Source organism: Pseudoalteromonas sp. 2CM39R, assembly GCF_023161845.1.
Map to the genome: position 1 here is coordinate 1 of NZ_JALNTM010000040.1, position 22,447 is coordinate 22,447.

Genomic DNA, 22,447 nt, shown 5'->3' on the forward strand with positions numbered 1-22,447 from the left:
GTGGTTAGTGGTTAGTGGTTAGTGGTTAGTGGTTAGTGGTTAGTGGTTAGTGGTTAGTGGTTAGTGGTTAGTGGTTAAACAAGTATAATTCATTTCATGTATAACAAGCTTTTGTTCAATTACAAAAAATAAAACAACTCTCTCGATCAACTAACGACTGACATCTGATATCTAACCTCTAAGAAAACAAAAAACCCAGCCGAAGCTGGGTTTTTAAAACGATTAGTCAAAAGAACTTACTTCTTTTTAACTGCTTTTTTGTTTGGAAGGTCAGTGATTGAACCTTCGAAGATTTCAGCAGCTAGACCGATTGATTCGTTTAACGTTGGGTGAGCGTGAATAGTTAACGCTAGGTCTTCACCGTCTGCGCCCATTTCAACTGCTAAGCCGATTTCACCTAGCATTTCACCTGCGTTGATACCAACCATAGCACCACCGATAACGCGACCTGAGTCTTTATCGAAGATTAGCTTAGTTTGACCTTCAGTACGTGCTGAAGCGATTGCACGACCAGAAGCAGCCCAAGGGAATACAGCAGTTTCGATGCTTAAACCTTGCTCTTTAGCTTCTTTCTCAGTTACACCAACCCATGCGATTTCTGGATCTGTGTATGCGATTGAAGGAATGCACTTAGGATCGAAGAAGTGTTTCTGACCAGAGATAACTTCTGCAGCAACGTGAGCTTCGTGAACCGCTTTGTGCGCAAGCATTGGTTGACCAACGATATCACCGATAGCGAAGATGTGATCAACGTTTGTTTTAAGTTGCTTATCAACATTGATGAAACCACGCTCATCAACGTTAACGCCTGCTTTATCAGCGTCTAGTAATTTACCGTTAGGTGTACGACCAACAGCAACAAGTACTTTATCGTAACGTACTGCGTCAGCTGGTGCGTTTTTACCTTCGAATGAAACGTATAGACCGTCTTCTTTCGCTTCAACGCCAACAACTTTAGTAGAAAGCATTACGTTGAACTTGTTCTTAACGTATTTTTGGTAGATCTTGATAACGTCTTTATCAGCTGCTGGTACTAATTGATCAGCAAACTCAACTACGTCGATTTCAGAACCTAGTGCACGGTACACCGTACCCATCTCAAGACCGATGATACCACCACCTAAAACAAGTAGTTTCTCAGGAACGTCTTTAAGCTCTAGCGCACCAGTTGAGTCAATTACACGGTCATCTTCAGGGATGAAAGGTAAGTTAACAGGTTGAGAACCCGCTGCAATAATAGCATTGTCAAAAGTGATTGTTGTTGTACCGTCTTCACCTTCAACAGCAAGTGTGTTGCTACCAGTGAATTTACCGTAGCCGCTAACTACTTTCACTTTACGCATTTTAGCCATGCCGTCTAGGCCGCCAGTTAGTTGACCGATTACAGACTCTTTCCAATCACGGATTTTGTCTAGGTCGATTTCAGGCTTGCCAAAAGTAACGCCGTGAGATGACATTTCAGCTGCGTCATCAATCACTTTAGCTACGTGTAAAAGTGCTTTTGAAGGAATACAACCCACATTTAGACATACACCGCCTAATGTGTTGCGAGATTCTACCAGTGTAACTTCTAAGCCCAAGTCAGCAGCACGGAAAGCCGCAGAATAACCACCAGGACCACCGCCTAGTACAACAACTTGAGTTTTTAATTCGTTGCTCATGCTATTACCTTAAATGTTTGAACGGGACACTGCCCCTAAGTTTAACTGCCATGTTTCTGCAAGGCAGAAAGGGAGAGCAGATATCTATACCAAGATTGTTCTATGGCAAAGATTGTATCATTGCCAATGGTAAAAATCCCAGCAAAAAACAACTTGCTGGGATTTGATTCTTATAAATTATGAGACGATTACATCACCAATTGACGAATATCGCTCATGTAGCTTGCTAGCGTCACAGTAAAGCGTGCTGCTAGTGCACCGTCAATAACCCTATGGTCGTATGACATTGATAATGGAACCATTAATTTAGGTTCAAACTCTTTGCCATTCCACTTAGGTTTCATTTCTGACTTAGATACACCCAAGATAGCAACTTCTGGCGCATTCACAATTGGCGTGAACGCTGTACCACCGATACCACCAAGGCTTGAGATTGTGAAACAACCGCCTTGCATATCAGATGAAGTTAGTTTGCCGTCACGTGCTTTCTTAGAAACATCCATTAACTCACGAGAAAGTTCAATGATGCCTTTCTTATCAACATCTTTGAACACTGGAACAACTAAGCCATTTGGCGTATCAACTGCAACACCAATGTTGATGTATTTCTTCAAGATTAAGCTTTCGCCGTCTTCAGACAGTGAAGAGTTAAACGTTGGGAATTCAGCTAATGCTTTCGCCGCTGCTTTCATCACAAATACAAGTGGTGTGATTTTAACACCCAGCTTTTTCTTCTCTGCAAGGGCATTTTGCTCTTTACGGAATGCTTCAAGGCTTGTGATATCAGCTTCGTCAAACTGTGTAACATGCGGGATTTGCACCCAGTTACGATGTAAGTTAGCACCTGATAGCTTCTGGATACGAGAAAGTTTCTTCTCTTCAATTTCACCAAACTTAGCAAAATCAACCTTAGGCCAAGGGATAAGACCTAACTCACCACCACCGGCATTACCTTTACCTGCTGATAGCTGACCTGACTCAACTTTCTTCACAAGATCTTTCACGTAGTTTTGTACGTCTTCTTTAACAACACGATTCTTACGACCCGTGCCTTTTACGTTTGCTAGGTTAATACCAAACTCACGCGCTAAACGACGTACAACAGGCGATGCATGTGCATACGCTTTGTTATCTGCAAAACCTTCGTTGCTTGCAGGTGCTGATGCAGGCTTTTCAGCCGCAGGCGCTTTTGCTGCAGGAGCAGGCGCTGCTTCAGCTTTTGCAGGAGCAGGTGCCGCTGCAGCTGGTGCAGTACCCGCTACTTCAAATACAAAGATAAGTGAGCCAGTTGATACTTTATCCCCAGCAGCTACTTTGATTTCTTTAACAGTACCAGCAAATGGTGCTGGTACTTCCATTGATGCTTTATCGCCTTCAACGTTTAAGATTGATTGATCTTCTTCAACCTTGTCGCCAACAGCAACCATCACTTCGGTTACTTCAACTTCGTCACCACCGATATCAGGCACATTAACTTCTTTAGTGCTTGATGCCGCTGCTGTCGGCGCCGCTTCAGCTGGTGCTGATTCTGCAGCTGGCGCTTCTGAACCGCTTGAAGCTGTTTCAAAAACGAAGATTAGAGAGCCCGTTTTCACTTTATCGCCAGTCGCGATTTTGATCTCTTTAACCGTACCCGCGATTGGAGCAGGTACTTCCATTGATGCTTTATCGCCTTCAACGCTTAATAAAGATTGCTCTTCTTCAACCGTGTCACCTACCGCAACCATGATTTCAGTTACTTCAACTTCATCATCGCCGATATCTGGCACAGTTACTTCCTGTGTAGCAGAAGCTGCAGGCGCAGCTGCTGGAGCTGGCGCTTCTTCTTTAGCCTCTGCAGGAGCCGCAGCTTGTTCTTCACCTTCGAAGATCATGATAAGTGAACCCGTCGTTACCGTATCACCTTCAGCTACTTTAATTTCTTTAACCGTACCTGCTTGTGCAGCAGGTACTTCCATTGATGCTTTGTCGCCTTCAACCGTTAATAACGATTGGTCAACCTCAACCTTATCACCAACGCTAACAAGGATTTCGGTTACTTCAACTTCATCGCCACCGATATCTGGTACATTAATTTCAATACTCATTGGAACCTCTTATGCGTATAGCGGGTTAACTTTGTTTGTGTCGATGTCGAATTTCTTGATTGCTTCAACAACCACTGACTTCTCAACTTCACCACGTTTAGCAAGCTCAGATAGTGTTGCAACCACAACATAACCAGCATTCACTTCGAAGTGACGACGTAAGTTTTCACGGCTATCAGAACGACCGTAACCATCAGTGCCTAACACTTTGTAGTTGCTGCTTGGTACGAATGAACGAACTTGTTCTGCGTAGTTCTTCATGTAGTCTGTTGCTGCAACAGTCACGGCATCAGTTAATGCGTTCGTGATGTAAGCAGTCTTTTGCTCTGCTTCAGGGTTAAGCATGTTGAAACGCTCAGCGTCTTGACCGTCACGAGTTAACTCGTTGAATGATGTTACAGAGAATACATCTGAACCAATACCATACTCTTCGCTCAGGATTTGTGCCGCTTTACGCACTTCAATCATGATAGTACCTGAACCTAGTAACTGTACTTTCGCTTTATCGCCAGCCACAGTTTCAAGTTTATAGATACCTTTACGAATACCTTCTTCAGCGCCTTCTGGCATTGCTGGTTGATGGTAGTTTTCGTTCATTAGCGTTAGGTAATAGAACACGTTTTCTTGGTCTTCACCGTACATGCGACGGATACCGTCTTGCATGATTACCGCTACTTCGAACGCAAATGTAGGGTCATAAGAAATACAGTTAGGAACCGTGTTAGCAAGAATGTGGCTGTGACCATCTTCGTGCTGTAAACCTTCACCGTTTAGTGTAGTACGACCAGCCGTAGCACCTAGTAAGAAACCACGTGCTTGTTGGTCACCGGCCATCCACGCCATATCACCTACACGTTGGAAACCAAACATTGAGTAGTAGATGTAGAATGGGATCATTGGTAAATCGTTAGTGCTGTATGATGTTGCAGCAGCAACCCATGAAGACATTGCACCTAACTCGTTGATACCTTCTTGTAGTACCTGACCTGATGTTGCTTCTTTATAGTAAGAAACGATGTCACGGTCTTGTGGTGTGTAGTTTTGGCCATGCGGGTTGTAAATACCGATTTGACGGAATAAACCTTCCATACCAAATGTACGCGCTTCATCAGCGATGATAGGAACGATGTTTTTACCAATGCCTTTGTCTTTTAGTAACACGTTAAGTGCACGTACAAAGCCCATTGTTGTAGAGATGTCACGTTTTTGCTCTTCAAGTAGTGGCTTGAACGCGTCAACTTCTGGCAATGTTAAGCTTTCAGAAAACTTAGGAATACGCTTAGGTGTGTAACCTTGTAGCGCTTCACGGCGAGCGTGAAGATACTTGTACTCTTCAGAGCCCTCTTCAAGAGTAAGATATGGTAAGTCTTTAATTTCTTCATCAGAAACTAAATCTTGTAGACCTAAACGTGAACGTAGGTGCTCAACATGAGTCATGTCCATTTTCTTAACTTGGTGCGCGATGTTTTTACCTTCAGCCGCTTCACCCATGCCGTAACCTTTTACAGTTTTAGCTAGGATCACAGTTGGACGGTCTTTGGTTTCTTCCGCTTTTTTGAATGCAGCGTAAAGTTTTGAAGGCTCATGACCACCACGCTTAAGTGCGAAGATTTCTTCATCAGTCATATCAGCAACAAGTGCAGCTGTTTCTGGGTAACGACCGAAGAAGTGCTCACGAACATATGCACCGTCTTTTGCTTTATAGGTTTGGTAATCACCGTCAATAGTTTCGTTCATTAACTGCAGTAATTTACCTGATGTATCTTTAGCAAGTAGGATATCCCAACCACTACCCCATACAACTTTAATCACGTTCCAGCCCGCACCTTTGAATAGGCCTTCAAGCTCTTGAATGATCTTACCGTTACCCATTACAGGGCCATCTAAACGCTGTAAGTTACAGTTAATTAGGTAACATAGGTTATCTAGCTTCTCACGCGCAGCGAATGAGATTGCACCACGTGATTCTGGCTCATCCATTTCACCATCGCCTAAGAAAGCGTATACACGTTGGTTTTTAGTGTCTTTTAAGCCACGACCATCTAGGTATTTTAAGAAACGAGCTTGGTAGATTGAGGCAATTGGACCAAGACCCATTGATACCGTAGGGAACTGCCAGAATTCAGGCATTAACTTAGGGTGTGGGTATGAAGGAAGACCTTTACCATCAACTTCTTGACGGAAATTATCAAGCTGCTCAGCGGTTAAACGACCTTCAACAAATGCACGTGCATAGATACCTGGAGAAATGTGACCTTGGTAATAAACTAAATCACCGCCATCTACATCGTTTGGTGCTTTGAAGAAGTGGTTAAAACATACTTCATAGAATGCAGCTGAAGACTGGTAAGAAGCCATATGGCCGCCTAAGTCTAGATCTTTTTTCGACGCGCGTAATACGATCATGATCGCATTCCAACGAATAATTGAACGAATACGACGTTCAATATTTACGTCACCTGGGTAAGCAGGTTCTTGATCTACCGGAATGGTATTAACGTAGTTAGTGGTTGTGCCAGTAGGCATATCAACACCGTCTAAACGGGCTTGCTCTAACACTTGCTCAAGTAAGAATTGAGCACGTTCAACACCTTCTTCACGCACAACAGACTCAAGGGCTTGTAACCACTCTTGTGTTTCTAGCGCGTCTACGTCAATTTTATTGACTTCAGACATATGGAGGTTTCCTTATGTTTAAAATACTAATTATTTTAATAAATCTTAAATTAAGTAGTTAACTAAACTTAGCTAATCACTTGCTTAATGTTGTTTGGTGCGTCTTAAACTACGTTCAATCCGCGAATGCTCTTTGCCAGCCTCAAGTAAGGCTTCTTCGATAAAGGCTAAGTGAGCATTACTAGCAAGACGTGCTTGCTCTGGGTTTCCTTCAATAACCGCATCCATCAACAGTCGTCTATGTTCTGCGAGCTGCTGGCTGATCTGTGGTTTTTTTAACAGTACAGTTAAATTCTGTAATACATTTTGCTCTAGCAAGGCCTGCATACCACGAACTAAATGTAGCAGTACAACGTTATGAGACGCTTCAGCCACACTAAAATGGAATGCATTAATTGCTTTTGCTTTTTGCACAATGTCGTCATTAACGAGCGCAATGTTGTCAAAGCTTTGTTTTACTTTTTTGAAGTCATTCGTTGTGCCGCGCATAGCTGCATAATATGCTGCTATTCCTTCAAGGGCATGACGAAATTCGAGTAAATCAAATTGTGACTCTGGATGCTTACTAATCAAATCAAAAAGCGGATCAGTGAGCCCCTCTTCAAGCTGATTTTTTACGAACGTTCCACCACCTTGGCGACGCGTTACTAACCCCTTAGCTTCTAGCTTTTGAATCGCCTCACGCAGCGAAGGTCGCGATACTTCAAATTGTTTCGCTAATTCACGTTCAGGAGGCAGCTTTTCGCCTGGCGCTAACGACCCCTCAAGAATCATATTCTCAAGTTGTTGTAAAATTACATCAGATAATTTTGCTGCTTTAATCTTTAAAGACATTTATTAACGTCCGCATTGTTATGCGCTAACCCCATAAATATCGGGTATTTAGCCTTGTGCTTTGACCAAAAAGGTAAATTGGTCATACCAAATTTGTCGCATACGTTATCAAAAACCCGTATTTCTGTCAATTTCACTACGTTCAGCGCCTAGTTACACCCTAACGTAATTCGTCTAAAGATTAAACAGTATGGATTAAAGTGGCTTTTTCTGAAGGAAAAAACAATAAAAAATAAATGGTCAGACCAGATTGATAGACAAAGCTATTAGAGGTCAGGTTTTAGATGTTAGTTGAATTGAGCAGCTTTGAAGCAGCGGGTTTACCCCGCGACAAAAGCTTTTAGAGGTCAGGTTTTAGATGTTAGTTGAATTGAGCAGCTTTGTAGCAGCGGGTTTACCCCGCATCGTTGAATTGAATGCTGAAAAATATTCGAAGTAGGATGCACTTCAGTGCTGAAAAATTAAAACTCAATCGAAGTGCAACCGCAGAGATTCATGACTAGAATCTTTCCTACAAGCTTTACTCTTGAAACTTGCAGACCCATTCCCGGCTAAAGCCAGTCCTACCTCTCGCAACTCGCTAACTTTACACTCTACGCCAAGCCACCAAACAGGGTTAATGCTGCGATGATCACTAAAAAGAACAATACATTTCTTTTTACAAGCTTCATCATGCAAGTGGCTTCGTAAGTGCAGCCAAAATGTTGCTGCTCAATTTGCTCAGCGGCAAGTGCAGTTTGCGTAACTACTTTTCGGTTACTCACTGTAAAGTCGAGCACATACTTGAGCCAACAACTGGTACCTTTATTAAAGTTACCAATCACTAAATATCCAAAGCTTGCAACCCGTGCTGGTAACCAATCGAGCCAAAATAGTAAGCTATGGATCAGTTTAAAACGTCTAGCGTAAGCCACTTGATGGTCGTCTCTGACTTTATCAGCAAAGGTTCGAACTAGCGCATAAAGAACCGCGCCAGGTACACCTAAAACCACAAACCAAAAAATAACTGCACAGTAAAAGCGAAAATTTAACCAAGCTAAGGTTTGGCCAAAAGTTTCACCATGAGGCTCATCTTCTGTCTTCTTTTGGCCCATTTGTAATGCAAATAAGGTAGCCGCTTCTTGATCGTTGCGGGTTAACGCATTTAAGTAAGACTTATATAAAGCACGTTGCTTAGCACAGCCAAAACAAACCAGCAGCACAGCAACATTCACAGCCAGCTGCCAAATAATAAAATCAGAGAATTGATAAACTAAACCTGCGGCAACGACAGGCAGCATTAACCAAATCAAAAAACCAATTGGCGAATTAAATAAGCCTTTTTCTGAGAGTTGTTTTTGCGAGTGCTTTAGATAAGTATTGGCATAAAACCCAATTTGCCAATAATCAGCGCGAGCACCTAAACGCTCAATAACCAAAGCAATAATTATTGAAATTAAGATCATGCTTTTACCTATATCCTTTAACTAAAACACTAAATCAAAATAGTATTGCCAATCAAAACTCGCACCTGGGTCAGTTTTTCTGCCCGGAGCAATATCACAATGACCAACAATGCGTGAACGGTCTATCTCAGGGTACTTTGCCATCAACGCCTTAGTCACTAAGTGTAATGCATTATACTGGGCTTGGGTATACGCTTGCGTATCTGTACCTTCAAGCTCAATGCCCACGCTAAAATCATTACAGCGCTCTCTGCCTTCAAACGTTGAGATACCGGCGTGCCAAGCTCGTTTTTCAAAAGGCACGTACTGAATAACTTCGCCGGTACGGCGAATGAAGCAATGCGCAGACACTCTTAAACCTTTTAAATCTGCAAAGCTTTCATGTGCCGTACAATCAATTGCCCCCATAAATAAATCATCAACATAAGGCGTGGCAAACTCCCCTGCTGGCAATGAAATATTATGAATAACAAGTAATGAAACCTCGCCCTCAGGACGCTCATCGTAATGTGTACAGGGCCTTTGTAACACATTGTTTAATTGGCCCAATTCATTTATATGCATATTAAAAACTAACGATGACAATAAAGTTAAATAGTGTAAAGGGTTAAAATCTCAGGGTCTAGTTGCTTTAATTCAATCACTTAAAGTAAGAGTAAGGATACTTGACTGTGGCCGATCTTTATCTTCTATTAAGGGGTTAAACATAGTAAAATTTCGCCAATTTATTAATAAACAATGAGCTTTCGACATGTCAGTCCCTCACACTTTAATTAGCCAACTGGTAAAACTCGCCCTTGATGAAGATTTAGATTACCAAAGCGCAAATGACGGTGATATTACCGCGCAACTAATTCCAGAAAACGAGCTAGCCAATGCCAAAGTAATTACTCGTGAAGACTGTGTATTTTGTGGTAAAGACATTATTTTAGAAGTTTTTAAGCAAGTTGACCCTACAGTAAACGTTAAAGTACTCGTAAATGACGGTGATAAAGTAGCAGCAAATAGTACATTATTTACAGCATCAGGCTCAGCGCGTGCTATTTTAACCGCAGAGCGCACAGCCCTTAACTTTGTACAAACACTATCAGGTACAGCAACAACAACCGCTCATTATGTAAAAGAGCTTGAAGGCACGACTACGCAGCTACTCGACACGCGCAAAACAATTCCTGGTTTACGTGCACTACAAAAATACGCTGTGAAATGTGGTGGTGGCGCGAATCATCGCATCGGCCTTTTTGATGCGTTCCTAATCAAAGAAAACCACATTGCAGCCTGTGGTGGTATTGATAAAGCAGTCGCTCAAGCTAAATTAAACCACCCGACTAAACCAGTTGAAGTAGAAGTAGAGTCACTTGCTGAGCTTGAACAAGCGATCACAGCTGGTGCTGATATCATCATGCTTGATAACTTTACGGTAGAGCAAATTCAACAAGCAGTTGTGCTAACAGACAAGCGAGCAAAGCTTGAGGTATCTGGCAACATGACCCTTGAAACCTTAAAAGCCTATTCACAGGCCGGTGTTGACTTTATTTCAAGTGGCGCACTTACAAAAAATTTACAATCAATCGATCTTTCAATGAGGTTCAACGGCTAAAATTTCTCCTGTACGTATTTAATGTTTTACCTAATTCGTTGACAAGAAAATAAAAAAAGCATTAAATACATCAAAAGCCTGAACAGATAACAAAAAATCAATATCTTTTCAGCGCTTTTGACTATTTTGTATACGCACGTCCTGAACCTACACAAGATTGCAATCAATTCAATAAGTTCCTGCAAGGATGCGGTGTCTATAAATAGTACAAATATGTGTAACTAAGCTTATTTTACATCAAACAAAGGTAGGAAAGTTCTGAAAAACTGCTTACTGAACAGGAAAATAGCTTCCAAAAACATTTATTGATGCTAAAGTAAATTTATACACGCTTAACAAGTAAAGTTTTTGCTGCTTTGTTAACATTTAAAGGTTAATAAAAGTAGTTTTAAGTAAAACTGTAAGATTTATCCTGTAAATTGAGCTGTGGTTTTACAACGCTGAAGTTACAGCTAAACTTACTAAATCATCATATCCTTTAGGAGAGGAACAAATGACACAACAAAACCAACAGGGTTTCACCCTAATTGAATTAATGATTGTAGTTGCAATCATCGGTATTCTTGCTGCAGTAGCACTTCCTGCGTATCAAGATTACACAACGCGAGCTAAAATGAGTGAAGTAATTACATTTGCAGGTTCAGCTAAAACAGCAGTAAGTGAATGTATCATTTCTTCAGGATCTGCAGCTGATTGTGGCAGCAATGCAAAAGTAGGAATTGATACAGCCTCAAACATCTCTTCAACTTATGTAGAGTCAGTAACTGTTGGAACAAATGGTGTAATTACTGCAGCGATACAAGGAACTTCTGTATCGGCTCTTGATAGTGGAACTCTTGTTTTTACTCCATCAGCCACTACTGGAAGTGTAAGCTGGTCTTGTGAAATAAGCGATTCTACTTTGAATAAATACGTTCCTCAAAATTGCCGTAAAAGCTAATTAAATTAATATGAGAAGCCCTATTTTGGGCTTCTTCAAAAAATGTTAACAATCTCCCTAAAAAATTTTTATATTCCAATTTTTTTATTAGTCTGCTCAATCCCTTTTTTAGACTCTTTCTACCTCGGGCTTTTCAATGAAAAAAGAGCAGCTCAGATTGTTTTATTAGCCTTATGTGCCCCCCTCATTACCAAAGTAAATTACTCTAAAATTAGTTGTAAACTTCAGCTGACACTAGCACTGCTTTTTTTCTTGGCCTTTTTAAGCGTTTTTTTTAGTGAGAACAGCTTTTATTCTAGTTTATTAATTTTACACTATATATTTCTACTTGGAATTATAGTTATCGGAATGGAAACTATAAGAGGTTCAAGCTTATTGTTTAAAACTTCAATAGCTATTAGCATATTCTTATCAGGATACTTTTTATTAAATTTCTTTTTTTATTTAAGTGACAATATAGTTTTCCCATCAGACGGGGTTTTTGCAGGATTTTACAACATAAGATTTTTCAACCAGTTACAACTGGTTTTTATTTTTTACTCCTTATTTTTTATAAAAAACAAGAAGTATCAAAGTATCGCTCTTATATCTCTAACTCTTAATTTACTTATTATCTTTATTAGCTCTGCTAGAGGAGCATTGCTTGCAACGCTAATTACTTTATTTTTAGGTTGTTACATTAAAATAATTAAAAGAAAAGAATTAAATTTTATCTTTAAAGCCCTAACTTTATCTATTTCCCTATATATTTTATACTTATACCTTCAGCCTCCCAGCTCATTTGATAAAAGTTTATTTAGGGAAACGAGTTCAGGCAGAATAGAAATATGGATTGAAACAATTAGAGGCTTTGATATAAAAACTCTCTTTGTAGGAAATGGAGCTGGCACATACAGTTACACTAAATATAGCTTGAGCCACCCTCACAATATATTCTTATCATTAATTCATGATTGGGGGTTACTCTTCACTATTACTTTGATGTACATTTTGAATAAAGTAATCTTCAAATCAATAAAACACATAAAAGAAAACAAACACACAAATGAGTTTAAAATATCATTTCTTACTCTGATTTCATTGCTATTACTATCTTTTGTTAGTGGAACACTAGTAATGCCAATGTCTCAAACTTTTGTGTTTTTATCTATAGGTTTTTTATTAGGCTCAACAAATACAAAAAACTTACTGGAAAAGCCGAAGAGTAATATTTATTATTCGATATATATAGTTATTGGGGCTTATTTAATTCTTTCAGCTATTAGCTTCAACTGCTTGAGTAATTTTCCATTTGGACCAAACTTTTGGTCTAATGGTCAAGTTTCCCTCTCTAATTGTGAACTATTCCAGTGATAGGATAGAAAATGTCAAAACAAACAGAACATAAAAAGATAGACACCTTTCAGTGGGTTGGCGTTAGCGTCAGAGGTAAAAAATTAGAAGGTGAACTATCTGGTGAAAGTATCGCTCTTGTAAAAGCTCAACTTAGAAAGCAAGGTATTACGCCCTCTAAAGTAAAGCGTAAACCGAAACCATTATTTGGAACAAGAGTTCAGAAGATAACAGCAAAAGATATTGCTCTAATAACTCGTCAAATCGCAACTATGCTCGTTGCAGGCGTTCCTTTAATACAAACAATAGAAATGATTGCTTCTGGCACAAAGAATAAAAGTGTCACCAAATTAATGGAAGGAATTGGCGATGAAGTAAAAGCGGGTGTGCCACTTTCTCAAGCTCTTCGCAAACATCCACGACACTTCGATGATTTATATTGCGATCTGGTAGCCTCTGGCGAGCAATCAGGCGCCCTCGATAAAATATTTGACCGAGTAGCACTTTATAAAGAAAAGGCTGAGGCATTAAAGTCAAAAATCAAAAAAGCCATGTTTTACCCCGTTGCGGTGTTAGTGGTTGCTTTAATCGTTACGTCAATTCTGCTTATCTTCGTTGTGCCGCAATTCCAAGATATTTTTAATGGTTTTGGCGCTGAATTACCTGCATTTACCCTTATGGTGATTGGTATTTCTGAGTTTATGCAAGAATACTGGTGGATGATACTTATTGCTGTTGTCGCTACAGGTTATGTTTACAAAGAAGCACTACTTAAAAGTAAAAAACTCAGAGATGCTAACGATAGAGCCATATTAAAACTGCCTGTCATTGGTATGATTTTAAATAAAGCAGCGGTTGCTCGTTATGCTCGTACTTTATCAACCACCTTTGCTGCCGGTGTTCCATTAGTCGATGCACTTGATTCCGCCGCAGGCGCTTCAGGTAATGCAGTATACCGTTATGCTATTTTAGAGATTAAAGCTGAAGTAAGTTCAGGTAACTTAATGAACTGGGCGATGAAAAACGCTAAAATCTTCCCTGATATGGTGGTGCAAATGGTTGCTATTGGTGAAGAGTCGGGTTCACTTGATGGTATGCTTGCTAAAGTAGCAACGATATATGAACAAGAAGTTGATGATGCCGTTGATGGTTTATCAAGCTTACTTGAGCCCCTGATTATGGCTGTATTAGGTGTGCTCGTTGGTGGTTTAATTGTTGCTATGTACTTGCCTATATTCCAATTAGGTTCGGTGATTTAACACAAAGCTGTAAGCTGTAAGCTGTAAGCTGTAAGCTGTAAGCTGTAAGCTGTAAGCTGTAAGCTGTAAGCTGTAAGCAAAACTATAAACGCTAGTTGATAACTTACTACATAAAATAAATAATAAAAATAGTTCAACACGGCGAAATAATATCGGCCTGTAAACGGCCTGAAGTTAGGTATTTTAATGGAAAACTTTTTTCTTGATATAACCACTGCGATGCAAAGTCAGCAGTGGTTTTATTTTTTGACTGTAGGCTTAGTAAGCCTGTGTATTGGCAGCTTTTTAAATGTGGTGATTTATCGTTTACCACTGATGATGAAAAGAGAATGGCAAACTGAGTGCCGTATAGTATTGGCCGATGAGCTCAATTCAAAACAGCAAACAGAACAAGCTCCCTTTAATTTAGTAAAACCTAATTCGACCTGCCCTAAATGCCAAGCGCCGATCAAAGCTTGGCAAAACATCCCTGTGCTAAGTTGGTTATTACTAAAAGGTCGCTGTGCAAATTGTCAAACACCGATTTCTGTACGATACCCTATTGTTGAAATGCTTACAGCGGTTTTAAGTTTAATTGTTGCTGCTGTTTTTGGCCCGACAAAGCTTGCTCTTCTTTATATTTTGATTACTTGGTTTTTAGTTGCATTAACTTTTATCGATGTAGATCACATGTTATTGCCCGACCAGCTCACCCTGCCACTCGTTTGGCTAGCGCTGATTGCTGCCACTATGGATATTACCATTGCACCGAGCGATGCCATTATCGGCGCAGCAGTTGGCTACCTGAGCTTATGGAGTGTCTATTGGTTATTCAAACTTGCTACGGGTAAAGAAGGCATGGGTTATGGCGACTTTAAACTATTAGCCGTGTTTGGTGCGCTACTTGGCTGGCAAGATATTTTAACTATCGTACTGTTATCAAGCGTCGTCGGAGCCATCATCGGCATTGCGCAAATCATTATTCAAGGTAAAGACAAAACCACGCCAATCCCATTTGGGCCCTACCTCGCCATCGCAGGATGGGTCACCTTGCTTTGGGGTGAGCAAATTAAAAGTTATTACTTTAACTATTTAGGTTACTAATTATGGCAAACTGGGTTTTAGGGCTAACCGGTGGTATTGGCTCAGGCAAAAGTGCAGTAAGCGCCATGTTTGAAGAGCTTGGTATTCAGGTTGTTGATGCCGATATAGTTGCCAGAGAAGTCGTCGAGCCTGGCTCAGCTGGCCTTACAAAAATTACAGTACATTTTGGTGATGAAATACTCACGAGTAACGGCACGCTTGATCGCGCAAAACTAAGAGCAATTATCTTTGCTGATGAATCACAAAAGCAATGGCTAAATAATTTGTTGCACCCACTTATTCGAGAATCAATGCTGAGCCAATTAAAGCAAGCCACCAGCAATTATGTCATCTTAGTTGCTCCCTTACTTTTTGAAAATGGCTTAGAAAAATACTGCAACCATACCTTGCTAATTGACGTTCCGGTTGATGTACAAATAACAAGAACTACAGCCCGTGATAATGTCTCTGTAGAATTAGCTAAGCAAATTATCGCTTCACAAATGAGCAGAGCTGATAAACAACAAAAAGCTGCTGATACTTTAGATAATAACCGCCCTCTTGAAGAAGTAAAAACGGATGTGCAAAAACTGCATGAAAAGTATCTAATACACTCTCACTAGGCTATTGATTTTATTTATAGATTCTCATTTAATAGAAGATCCCAAAACCAATACAAAAGTACCAACTCGCACTCTAAACAACTGAGTTTTAGGTTAATTTTTTTTGCAATTTTTCTAAAATCAGACAAGACTGATGTAATAGCCTTACTTTTTCTGTTAGATTGTGGCAACAAAGGATCAATCTAGGTGCGCAATGAATATAAACTCACCGCTACTTCGAAAATTTATTACACTCGGTCGCATTGATGCAGAGACCGTAAAATCAAAGCAGCGCGAATATAACTCTACTGCAGAGCTTATTTCTAAAACATGTGGAATGGCTGGCCATGAGCTCGCAGAGCAATGTACAGACCTTTTCCGTGTGCCTTATTTTGACATCAAAGACTTTGACGTTGCGAACATTAGCGAAGAGCTAGTTAAAGATAAACTAATTCGTGAGCACCACATTTTACCTCTAGTTAAAAAGGGCCGTAAGCTCTACATTGCCGCCTCAGATCCAACTGACTACGGTGCCTTTGAAAACTTTGAATTTAGTACTGGCCTTTCATGCGAAGTGGTCGTTGTTGATTACACACAACTTGAAAACAAAATTGAGCAATTACTTGATGCCGCAGGTGGCTTACATTTAAGTGAAGATGAGTTTAAAGAACTTGGTGAGCTTGAAACAGAAGCCCCTCGCGACTTAGCTAGCAAAGATGAAGATAAAGACGATGCCCCTATTATCGTTTACATCAATAAAATTTTGATGGACGCAATTAAAAAAGGTGCATCAGATCTACACTTTGAGCCTTATGAACACCGCTACCGTGTGCGTTTTCGTATCGATGGTATTTTGCATGAAATGGCAAGTCCGCCAAATAGCTTAGCGAGCCGTTTATCTGCGCGTATCAAGGTTATGTCACGATTAGATATTGCAGAAAAACGTAAACCCCAAGATGGCCGTATTAAGCTTAAAATTACTGAACGTAAAAGTATCGACTTCCGTGTAAGTACCTTGCCTACCCTTTGGGGCGAGAAAATCGTTATGCGTATTCTCGACTCATCAAGTGCTATGCTAGGTATCGATGTGCTTGGTTATGAGCCAGAGCAGAAAAAACTCTACATGGACGCGCTTGAGCAGCCACAAGGCATGATCTTAGTAACCGGTCCAACAGGCTCTGGTAAAACGGTATCACTTTATACTGGTTTGAATATTCTTAACCAGCCAGAACGTAATATCAGTACTGCCGAGGATCCAGTAGAGATCAACCTTGAAGGGATTAACCAAGTACAAATTAATCCAAAGGCAGACATGACCTTTGCCAATGCACTAAAGGCTTTCTTACGACAAGATCCTGACGTAGTAATGGTTGGTGAGATCCGTGACCTTGAAACCGCTGAAATAGCAATTAAAGCGGCGCAAACAGGTCACTTGGTATTATCAACTCTGCATACAAACTCTGCACCAGAAACTCTTACTCGTCTTTTAAATATGGGTGTTCCTGCTTATAACGTAGCAAGCTCTATCAGCCTTATTATTGCGCAGCGTCTAGCAAGACGACTTTGCCCTAAGTGTAAAACACCAGAAAAACTACCTGATGAAGAATTGATTCGCCAAGGTTTTGATAAAGACAAGCTCAATGAGGTTCAGTTATTCGCACCAAAAGGCTGCGACAGCTGTACTGAAGGGTATAAAGGTCGAGTGGGTATTTACGAAGTAATGCAAATTACCCCTGAAATAGCGCAAATTATTATGCGTGGTGGTAACTCACTCGAAATCGCTGAAGTAGCACTGCGCTCAGGCTTTAATGATCTGCGTTTATCTGGCCTGAAAAAAGCCGCCGATGGTGTTACCTCTTTGGCAGAAATAAACCGAGTAACGAGTTTCTAAACAAATTCGTTACTGGATTATCAGCTAACTGTTCAGTAAGATCTGACAAAAGTGCTTATTTGAGAGTTATTCCATGCCAACAGTTGTAAACTGCCCAACATGCAAAGCCAAAGTTGAATGGTCAGAGCAAAGCCCGCATCGTCCATTTTGCTCAAAACGCTGCCAGCTAATAGATTTAGGTGAGTGGTCGTTTGAAAACAATAAAATTTCTAGTCCAATTAGCAATGCTAATGATTTGAGCCAAGATATGATTGAAGATATCGAAGCAATGCTGGCTAAAAACGATGATTCATTCTTTAAAGAATAAAGCATCAAATACAAAAAATGCGGCATTTGCCGCATTTTTTAATATAACCTATCACTTTTAACCTTCAGAACTCTCAGCTTTGCGTTCGCCTCGATGACCATGGTGGCCCTTTTTGTGACCTTTTTTACGCAGGTGCTTTTTAATCTCTTGATAGCTTTCGCGCTGTTCAGCATTTAAAACCTGCCAAATCGCATGGTCAGATTTCATTTTTAGCATTGCAAACTGCTGGCCTTTTTCTTGGCGCGCTTTAATCAGCTCTAATGCGGCATTTTCGTCAAATACTTTTGTTGCTAATAACGCATCCATTTTCTCTTTGTGTGCAGCACGAGCGGCTTTCATTGCATCTTTATCGCCACGCAGTGCTTCAAATTGTGTTTTCTGCTCGGCAAAAATTGCTTTAAGTTGCGTTTGCTGCTCTACGGTTAGTTGTAATTTATCAATACCACGCTCAGAAAGTAAAAAACGAGCCTGTGGGTTCATACCACGGTTAAAGTCTCCTTTCGCCATTGCTGAAGTAGCACCTACACTGGCTGCTGCTAAACCACAAACAAGTACGAATTTAGAAAGCTTATTTGAAATAGTCATAATCATTACCTTTTGTTGGGTTGTGCTCTGTTGTCGTTTCCGACTGATGGGTTAACTATAACTAATTCAATGCAAAGGAACGCAAACCAGTGTAAAGGTTGTGTAAAGATTCACTTTTACACAATTTACTGAGTAAAATAACCTTAAAGAAATAAATAGCTAGGTGTCAGAATGAAACTATTAATGATCGACGACGATACAGGATTGTGCGAATTACTCAGCGAGTACTTATCAGCACAAGGTTTTACAGTAGAGTGTGTTCATGATGGCGCTGAAGGCCTAAAGCAAGCTATTAAGCATAACTATGAGCTAATATTGCTTGATGTGATGCTACCATCTATGGATGGCTTTGAGGTGCTAAAGCAATTAAGGCAACACAAGCTCACACCGGTGATCATGTTAACCGCGAAAGGCGAAGATTTTGATCGTATCTTTGGTTTAGAGCTAGGCGCAGATGATTATATTCCTAAACCGTTTAATCACAGAGAGCTACTAGCTCGCGTTAAAGCAATTACTCGTCGCATCGAACATATTAATAGCTTATCGAGCCAACAGACCAGCTCATTGAGTGTTAACAGCATCAATGTTAATTTCGCAACTCGTGAGGCTTCTGTTAATGACAATGTACTTAGCCTAACCGGCACTGAATATGAGATCCTTGCCATGCTAGTTCAACATGCCGGTGAAGTGATCAGCAAAGAGCAAATAAGTGAGCAAGTATTAGGTAGACGCCTTGCTCCTTTTGACCGCTCAATCGATATGCATGTCAGCAACATCCGTAAAAAAATTGCAGAGCATGTTAGTAATGAACGGATCAAAACCATGCGTGGCAGTGGTTATGTATTAATACAAGGCGAATAATATGCAAACTCCAAGCTGGCTAAAGCATCCCCGCCATTATTTGTTTTTAAAAATATTTGCTTGGTTTTGGGTTACTGTCATAGCGACTATCACAATACTGGTGTTTTTAAGCCAGTTAACAAGCAATGTCGGCAATGACGACCTGCGTGGACCCATGCTGAAAAACCTTGAGTACACGGCTAAAAGTATTGAGCGTATTGTTGCTAAGCACGGTAAACCAACTCAAGAGGTTTTATCTCATCCGCGCTTATCAAAGCATAAATTACTGTACTTAAACGGTGAGGTTCATGGTGTTGAAATGCTTAGCGAACCTGTATCCAAAGACATTGATTTAAGCTTGCTGAACTTTACCAAATATATGCGTCCGCAAATTATTTTTACCGATGAATACCAAGCTTATGGACCGGTAGCTTTGAATGTACCCGAAGGTAAATTTTATCTTTATGAAATCGATGAAAAACGCAAAAAACCGTTTTTTGTCAGCCTATGGCTAATGCCAGTTTGGCTCAAGCTGCTTATTGCTTTAATCGCCTCATTGATGCTGAGTTTCTTCTTTAGCCGTAACTTAATTGCACCTATTAATAGTTTAAAAGAAACAGCAAAAAAACTAGCTCATGGCGATTTAACTGCCCGTGCCGATGTATCTCCTACTCGTCAAGATGAGTTAGGTGTACTTGGTCGTGACTTTAATACCATGGCAGTACAACTTGAGCAGCTTATTAGCGCTCAAAAACGACTGCTAGCAGATATTTCTCATGAACTACGTTCACCATTAACGCGTTTAAAAATGGCCACAGGCCTTGCACAAATGCAAGCCGATGATGCTCAACACGCTTATTTAGAGCGCATTGAAAAAGAGGCCAATCAGCTCGATAAAATGATTGCCGATGTACTTCAAGTTTCACGCTTAGAAGCCAAAAGCCAGACTCTGGCGTTGAGTACACAGTCCTTACAAGTGATTGTAGATCACGTACTCAACGATGCTCAATTTGAGGCCAAGCAAAGTAATAAAGAGCTTATTGTAAATGGTACACTAACAGCCGATTTAAAATGCGATGAAACCTTAATAGCCAGCGCGCTTGAGAATGTACTTCGCAATGCCATTAAATACGCAGAACATTCAATCTCAATAGGCTTAGTTGAATCAGATGCTATCTACATCACTATTTGTGATGACGGTAAAGGGGTTGATGAAGCAAACCTAGCAAGGCTGTGTGAACCTTTCTTCCGTCAGGAGCATGCTCGTGATAGAAGCACTGGCGGCACGGGCTTAGGTCTTGCTATTGCAAAGAATGCTATCTCAGCACATGATGGTACACTAACACTTGAAAACCAAGAACATGGCGGACTGTGCGTAAACATCCGCCTACCTTATAAGAGTGAGTAAATGTTTTATAGTAGCGAAGCTAGTCTTGTTAATAACCTACCTAATATTAATCAGTTTTTTTCTGAGCAATTACAGCAAGACTTTCTGAGCACCGCTCATGGCAAGCTTTATTACGGCTATGCAATTCCCCAACAAGCAAAAACGGCCATTGTTATCAGTACTGGGCGAATAGAGTCTTTAATTAAGTACAAAGAGTTGCTGTGGGAGCTATATCAAAATGGCTTTGCGGTTTTTAGTGTTGATCACCAGGGGCAAGGTCGCTCTTATCGTCATTTAAAAAACACTCATAAGGGTTATGTAAACCGCTTTACTGACTACGCAGATGACTTTGCTGTATTTATAGAAAAAGTGGTACATCAACACTGGCAAGGAAAGCAGGTTTTGCTTGGCCACTCTATGGGCAGTGCCATTGCCTATGATTACCTATCGCGCTATCAGCATCAATTTGCGGGTGCTTTTTTATCAGCTCCGATGTTTGATATCTATACTAAAGGCACGCCAAAGCCTGTAGCAAAACTGGCTGCTAAAATTGCATCCTTACTTGGTCTTGGCCGCAGTTACGCATTTGGCCAAAGCGATTATTTACCTGTCGACTTTGCAGCTAATGAACTAACCAGTAGTGAAATTCGATATAAACTGTTCAGAGAGCTGTATGCAGCAGAAGGTGATTTACAACTAGGAGGTGTAACCTATGGCTGGCTCAATGCATCGTTTGATTTTATTGCTTCTTTAGTCGATAAAAAAGTCGATATTCCTTTGTTTATCGCAAGCGCCGAGCAAGATACTGTGGTCGATAACGCTGCGCAATTTGCACTTACCCATAGGCAAAAGCAAGCACAACTAAAAAGCTATGCGGGCGCTCGCCACGAACTATTGTGTGAACGCGACGAGATAAGACAAACAATACTCAGCGATTTTTATCAATTTTGTGCTGAGCTTTGACGTGTTTTGTTAACCACAGAAAGTGGGTCTAGGTGCATCAAAATATCCATTTCACAATCAAAATGCGTTTGAATTAACGCTTCTACTTCATCAGCAACTTGATGCGCTCTTATCAATGATAATGAGTCTTCCAGCTCTAAATGCATCTGAATAAACTTAATTTTACCACCTTGGCGGGTGCGAATATCATGGGCGCCAAATACGTCTTGATGGCTATTCACAATGGCCAGTATTTGTTGTTTTTCTTCATCTGGGAGCTCTTTATCCATTAAGTGATCAGCACTTTCGCGAGCAATATCCCAGCTGTTATAAAGTAAATAAACAGCCACCCCAATAGCAAACAATGGATCGGCATAAGCGACGCCGTACTTAGCTAACACAATTGCCAGTAATACCGCCAAGTTTAAGATTAAATCGCCTTTATAGTGAATTGAGTCTGCTTTAATGGCGATTGATTCGGTGTGATTAATCACCTTAGTTTGTACAAACACCACCACGAGCGTACAAACAATAGCGAAAATACTAACCCAAATACCAAGGTCTGAATGCTTTAAGGTTACCGGATTAAATAAGCGCTCAATGCCATGAAACGCTAAAAAGCAACCTGAGCCAGCTATAAAAGCGGCCTGTGCAAGCCCGGCTAATGCTTCGGCTTTTCCGTGACCAAAGCGATGGTCGTCATCAGCAGGGCGAAGTGCATAACCTAGCACTAAAAAACTCATCAATGATGCGGTGATATCCATTAATGAATCGGTCAAGGAACCCAGCATTGACGCCGAGCCAGATGCAAGCCATGCCCAGCTTTTTGCCGCGATCATCAGACTCACCATAACAATGGTGACTATACTGGCTGTTTTAACCCAAAACTCATAACTACGATGCTGCACAACAACTTACCTTTAGTGAGTAACTGTGTTGAGTATATCATCTTTTAATTCTAGTTCGTGTATACTCAGCAGCAGATCAAATCCTTATA

The 22,447-nt window shown here is 40.5% G+C and carries 19 protein-coding genes; 11 read left to right on the top strand and 8 right to left on the bottom strand.

Going from position 1 to position 22,447, the window contains the following annotated elements; all coding sequences use genetic code 11:
* Nucleotides 1–236 precede the first annotated feature (236 nt).
* The 6 genes from lpdA to ampD form a co-directional block, all read right to left on the bottom strand.
* Nucleotides 237–1,661: a dihydrolipoyl dehydrogenase gene (gene lpdA / locus MTF66_RS37010; protein ID WP_054562783.1), complete on the bottom strand. Its 1,425-nt coding sequence runs from the start codon at nt 1,659–1,661 to the stop codon at nt 237–239.
* Nucleotides 1,662–1,849: 188 nt separating this feature from the next.
* On the bottom strand, nt 1,850–3,748 hold the full coding sequence (aceF, locus tag MTF66_RS37015) for a pyruvate dehydrogenase complex dihydrolipoyllysine-residue acetyltransferase (RefSeq protein WP_248530214.1): 1,899 nt from the start codon (nt 3,746–3,748) through the stop codon (nt 1,850–1,852).
* 9 nt (nt 3,749–3,757) lie between these two features.
* On the bottom strand, nt 3,758–6,424 hold the full coding sequence (aceE, locus tag MTF66_RS37020; RefSeq protein WP_058586623.1) for a pyruvate dehydrogenase (acetyl-transferring), homodimeric type: 2,667 nt from the start codon (nt 6,422–6,424) through the stop codon (nt 3,758–3,760).
* Between the two features lie 84 nt (nt 6,425–6,508).
* Complete coding sequence (pdhR, locus tag MTF66_RS37025; protein ID WP_036965924.1) at nt 6,509–7,258, bottom strand: pyruvate dehydrogenase complex transcriptional repressor PdhR; 750 nt, start codon at nt 7,256–7,258, stop codon at nt 6,509–6,511.
* Nucleotides 7,259–7,851: 593 nt separating this feature from the next.
* Nucleotides 7,852–8,703, bottom strand: a complete 852-nt coding sequence (ampE, locus tag MTF66_RS37030) for a beta-lactamase regulator AmpE (protein ID WP_248530215.1) — start codon at nt 8,701–8,703, stop codon at nt 7,852–7,854.
* Nucleotides 8,704–8,724: 21 nt separating this feature from the next.
* The gene (gene ampD / locus MTF66_RS37035) at nt 8,725–9,267 is read right to left on the bottom strand and encodes a 1,6-anhydro-N-acetylmuramyl-L-alanine amidase AmpD (RefSeq protein ID WP_248530216.1); all 543 of its coding nucleotides are present in this window, start codon (nt 9,265–9,267) and stop codon (nt 8,725–8,727) included.
* A gap of 187 nt (nt 9,268–9,454) precedes the next feature.
* Between ampD and nadC the strand changes: the two genes are divergently transcribed.
* The 8 genes from nadC to yacG all read left to right on the top strand — a co-directional run bounded on the left by nadC (nt 9,455) and on the right by yacG (nt 17,696).
* Complete coding sequence (gene nadC / locus MTF66_RS37040) at nt 9,455–10,303, top strand: carboxylating nicotinate-nucleotide diphosphorylase (RefSeq protein WP_248530217.1); 849 nt, start codon at nt 9,455–9,457, stop codon at nt 10,301–10,303.
* 493 nt (nt 10,304–10,796) lie between these two features.
* Entirely contained in the window at nt 10,797–11,243 is a 447-nt protein-coding gene (locus MTF66_RS37045) for a pilin (protein ID WP_248530218.1), read from the top strand.
* 42 nt (nt 11,244–11,285) lie between these two features.
* A complete protein-coding gene (locus tag MTF66_RS37050) occupies nt 11,286–12,596 on the top strand; it encodes an O-antigen ligase (protein WP_248530219.1) in 1,311 nt (436 codons plus the stop codon).
* An 11-nt stretch (nt 12,597–12,607) separates the two neighbouring features.
* The gene (locus tag MTF66_RS37055; RefSeq protein ID WP_248530220.1) at nt 12,608–13,834 is read left to right on the top strand and encodes a type II secretion system F family protein; all 1,227 of its coding nucleotides are present in this window, start codon (nt 12,608–12,610) and stop codon (nt 13,832–13,834) included.
* A gap of 186 nt (nt 13,835–14,020) precedes the next feature.
* The gene (locus tag MTF66_RS37060) at nt 14,021–14,917 is read left to right on the top strand and encodes an A24 family peptidase (RefSeq protein WP_282454262.1); all 897 of its coding nucleotides are present in this window, start codon (nt 14,021–14,023) and stop codon (nt 14,915–14,917) included.
* 2 nt (nt 14,918–14,919) lie between these two features.
* Nucleotides 14,920–15,519: a dephospho-CoA kinase gene (gene coaE / locus MTF66_RS37065; protein WP_248530221.1), complete on the top strand. Its 600-nt coding sequence runs from the start codon at nt 14,920–14,922 to the stop codon at nt 15,517–15,519.
* Between the two features lie 193 nt (nt 15,520–15,712).
* Entirely contained in the window at nt 15,713–17,389 is a 1,677-nt protein-coding gene (gene pilB / locus MTF66_RS37070) for a type IV-A pilus assembly ATPase PilB (protein ID WP_058586632.1), read from the top strand.
* Between the two features lie 73 nt (nt 17,390–17,462).
* Nucleotides 17,463–17,696 carry a DNA gyrase inhibitor YacG gene (gene yacG, locus MTF66_RS37075; protein ID WP_054562797.1) on the top strand — a complete coding sequence of 78 codons (234 nt, stop codon included), beginning with the start codon at nt 17,463–17,465 and terminating at the stop codon, nt 17,694–17,696.
* A gap of 57 nt (nt 17,697–17,753) precedes the next feature.
* Here the strand turns inward: yacG and MTF66_RS37080 are convergent, their stop codons facing one another.
* On the bottom strand, nt 17,754–18,281 hold the full coding sequence (locus tag MTF66_RS37080; protein WP_248530222.1) for a Spy/CpxP family protein refolding chaperone: 528 nt from the start codon (nt 18,279–18,281) through the stop codon (nt 17,754–17,756).
* 171 nt (nt 18,282–18,452) lie between these two features.
* On the opposite strand from MTF66_RS37080, the gene MTF66_RS37085 reads away from it, so the two are divergent.
* From MTF66_RS37085 to MTF66_RS37095, 3 genes are read left to right on the top strand one after another with little or no spacing between them, the layout of a single operon-like run.
* On the top strand, nt 18,453–19,142 hold the full coding sequence (locus MTF66_RS37085; protein ID WP_058586634.1) for a response regulator: 690 nt from the start codon (nt 18,453–18,455) through the stop codon (nt 19,140–19,142).
* 1 nt (nt 19,143) lies between these two features.
* Nucleotides 19,144–20,529 carry an ATP-binding protein gene (locus MTF66_RS37090; RefSeq protein ID WP_248530223.1) on the top strand — a complete coding sequence of 462 codons (1,386 nt, stop codon included), beginning with the start codon at nt 19,144–19,146 and terminating at the stop codon, nt 20,527–20,529.
* The gene (locus MTF66_RS37095) at nt 20,530–21,471 is read left to right on the top strand and encodes an alpha/beta fold hydrolase (protein WP_248530224.1); all 942 of its coding nucleotides are present in this window, start codon (nt 20,530–20,532) and stop codon (nt 21,469–21,471) included. It begins immediately after the preceding gene.
* Here MTF66_RS37095 and MTF66_RS37100 read toward each other — a convergent pair.
* Entirely contained in the window at nt 21,450–22,358 is a 909-nt protein-coding gene (locus tag MTF66_RS37100; protein WP_082401648.1) for a cation diffusion facilitator family transporter, read from the bottom strand. The two genes, MTF66_RS37095 and MTF66_RS37100, sit on opposite strands and share 22 nt — an antisense overlap.
* Nucleotides 22,359–22,447: the final 89 nt, after the last annotated feature.

Bases quoted from the DNA above. Each gene is read 5' to 3' on its own strand.
- lpdA (WP_054562783.1), bottom strand. From the start codon at position 1,661: ATGAGCAACGAATTAAAAACTCAAGTTGTTGTACTAGGCGGTGGTCCT.
- aceF (WP_248530214.1), bottom strand. From the start codon at position 3,748: ATGAGTATTGAAATTAATGTACCAGATATCGGTGGCGATGAAGTTGAA.
- aceE (WP_058586623.1), bottom strand. From the start codon at position 6,424: ATGTCTGAAGTCAATAAAATTGACGTAGACGCGCTAGAAACACAAGAG.
- pdhR (WP_036965924.1), bottom strand. From the start codon at position 7,258: ATGTCTTTAAAGATTAAAGCAGCAAAATTATCTGATGTAATTTTACAA.
- ampE (WP_248530215.1), bottom strand. From the start codon at position 8,703: ATGATCTTAATTTCAATAATTATTGCTTTGGTTATTGAGCGTTTAGGT.
- ampD (WP_248530216.1), bottom strand. From the start codon at position 9,267: ATGCATATAAATGAATTGGGCCAATTAAACAATGTGTTACAAAGGCCC.
- nadC (WP_248530217.1), top strand. From the start codon at position 9,455: ATGTCAGTCCCTCACACTTTAATTAGCCAACTGGTAAAACTCGCCCTT.
- MTF66_RS37045 (WP_248530218.1), top strand. From the start codon at position 10,797: ATGACACAACAAAACCAACAGGGTTTCACCCTAATTGAATTAATGATT.
- MTF66_RS37050 (WP_248530219.1), top strand. From the start codon at position 11,286: ATGTTAACAATCTCCCTAAAAAATTTTTATATTCCAATTTTTTTATTA.
- MTF66_RS37055 (WP_248530220.1), top strand. From the start codon at position 12,608: ATGTCAAAACAAACAGAACATAAAAAGATAGACACCTTTCAGTGGGTT.
- MTF66_RS37060 (WP_282454262.1), top strand. From the start codon at position 14,021: ATGGAAAACTTTTTTCTTGATATAACCACTGCGATGCAAAGTCAGCAG.
- coaE (WP_248530221.1), top strand. From the start codon at position 14,920: ATGGCAAACTGGGTTTTAGGGCTAACCGGTGGTATTGGCTCAGGCAAA.
- pilB (WP_058586632.1), top strand. From the start codon at position 15,713: ATGAATATAAACTCACCGCTACTTCGAAAATTTATTACACTCGGTCGC.
- yacG (WP_054562797.1), top strand. From the start codon at position 17,463: ATGCCAACAGTTGTAAACTGCCCAACATGCAAAGCCAAAGTTGAATGG.
- MTF66_RS37080 (WP_248530222.1), bottom strand. From the start codon at position 18,281: ATGACTATTTCAAATAAGCTTTCTAAATTCGTACTTGTTTGTGGTTTA.
- MTF66_RS37085 (WP_058586634.1), top strand. From the start codon at position 18,453: ATGAAACTATTAATGATCGACGACGATACAGGATTGTGCGAATTACTC.
- MTF66_RS37090 (WP_248530223.1), top strand. From the start codon at position 19,144: ATGCAAACTCCAAGCTGGCTAAAGCATCCCCGCCATTATTTGTTTTTA.
- MTF66_RS37095 (WP_248530224.1), top strand. From the start codon at position 20,530: ATGTTTTATAGTAGCGAAGCTAGTCTTGTTAATAACCTACCTAATATT.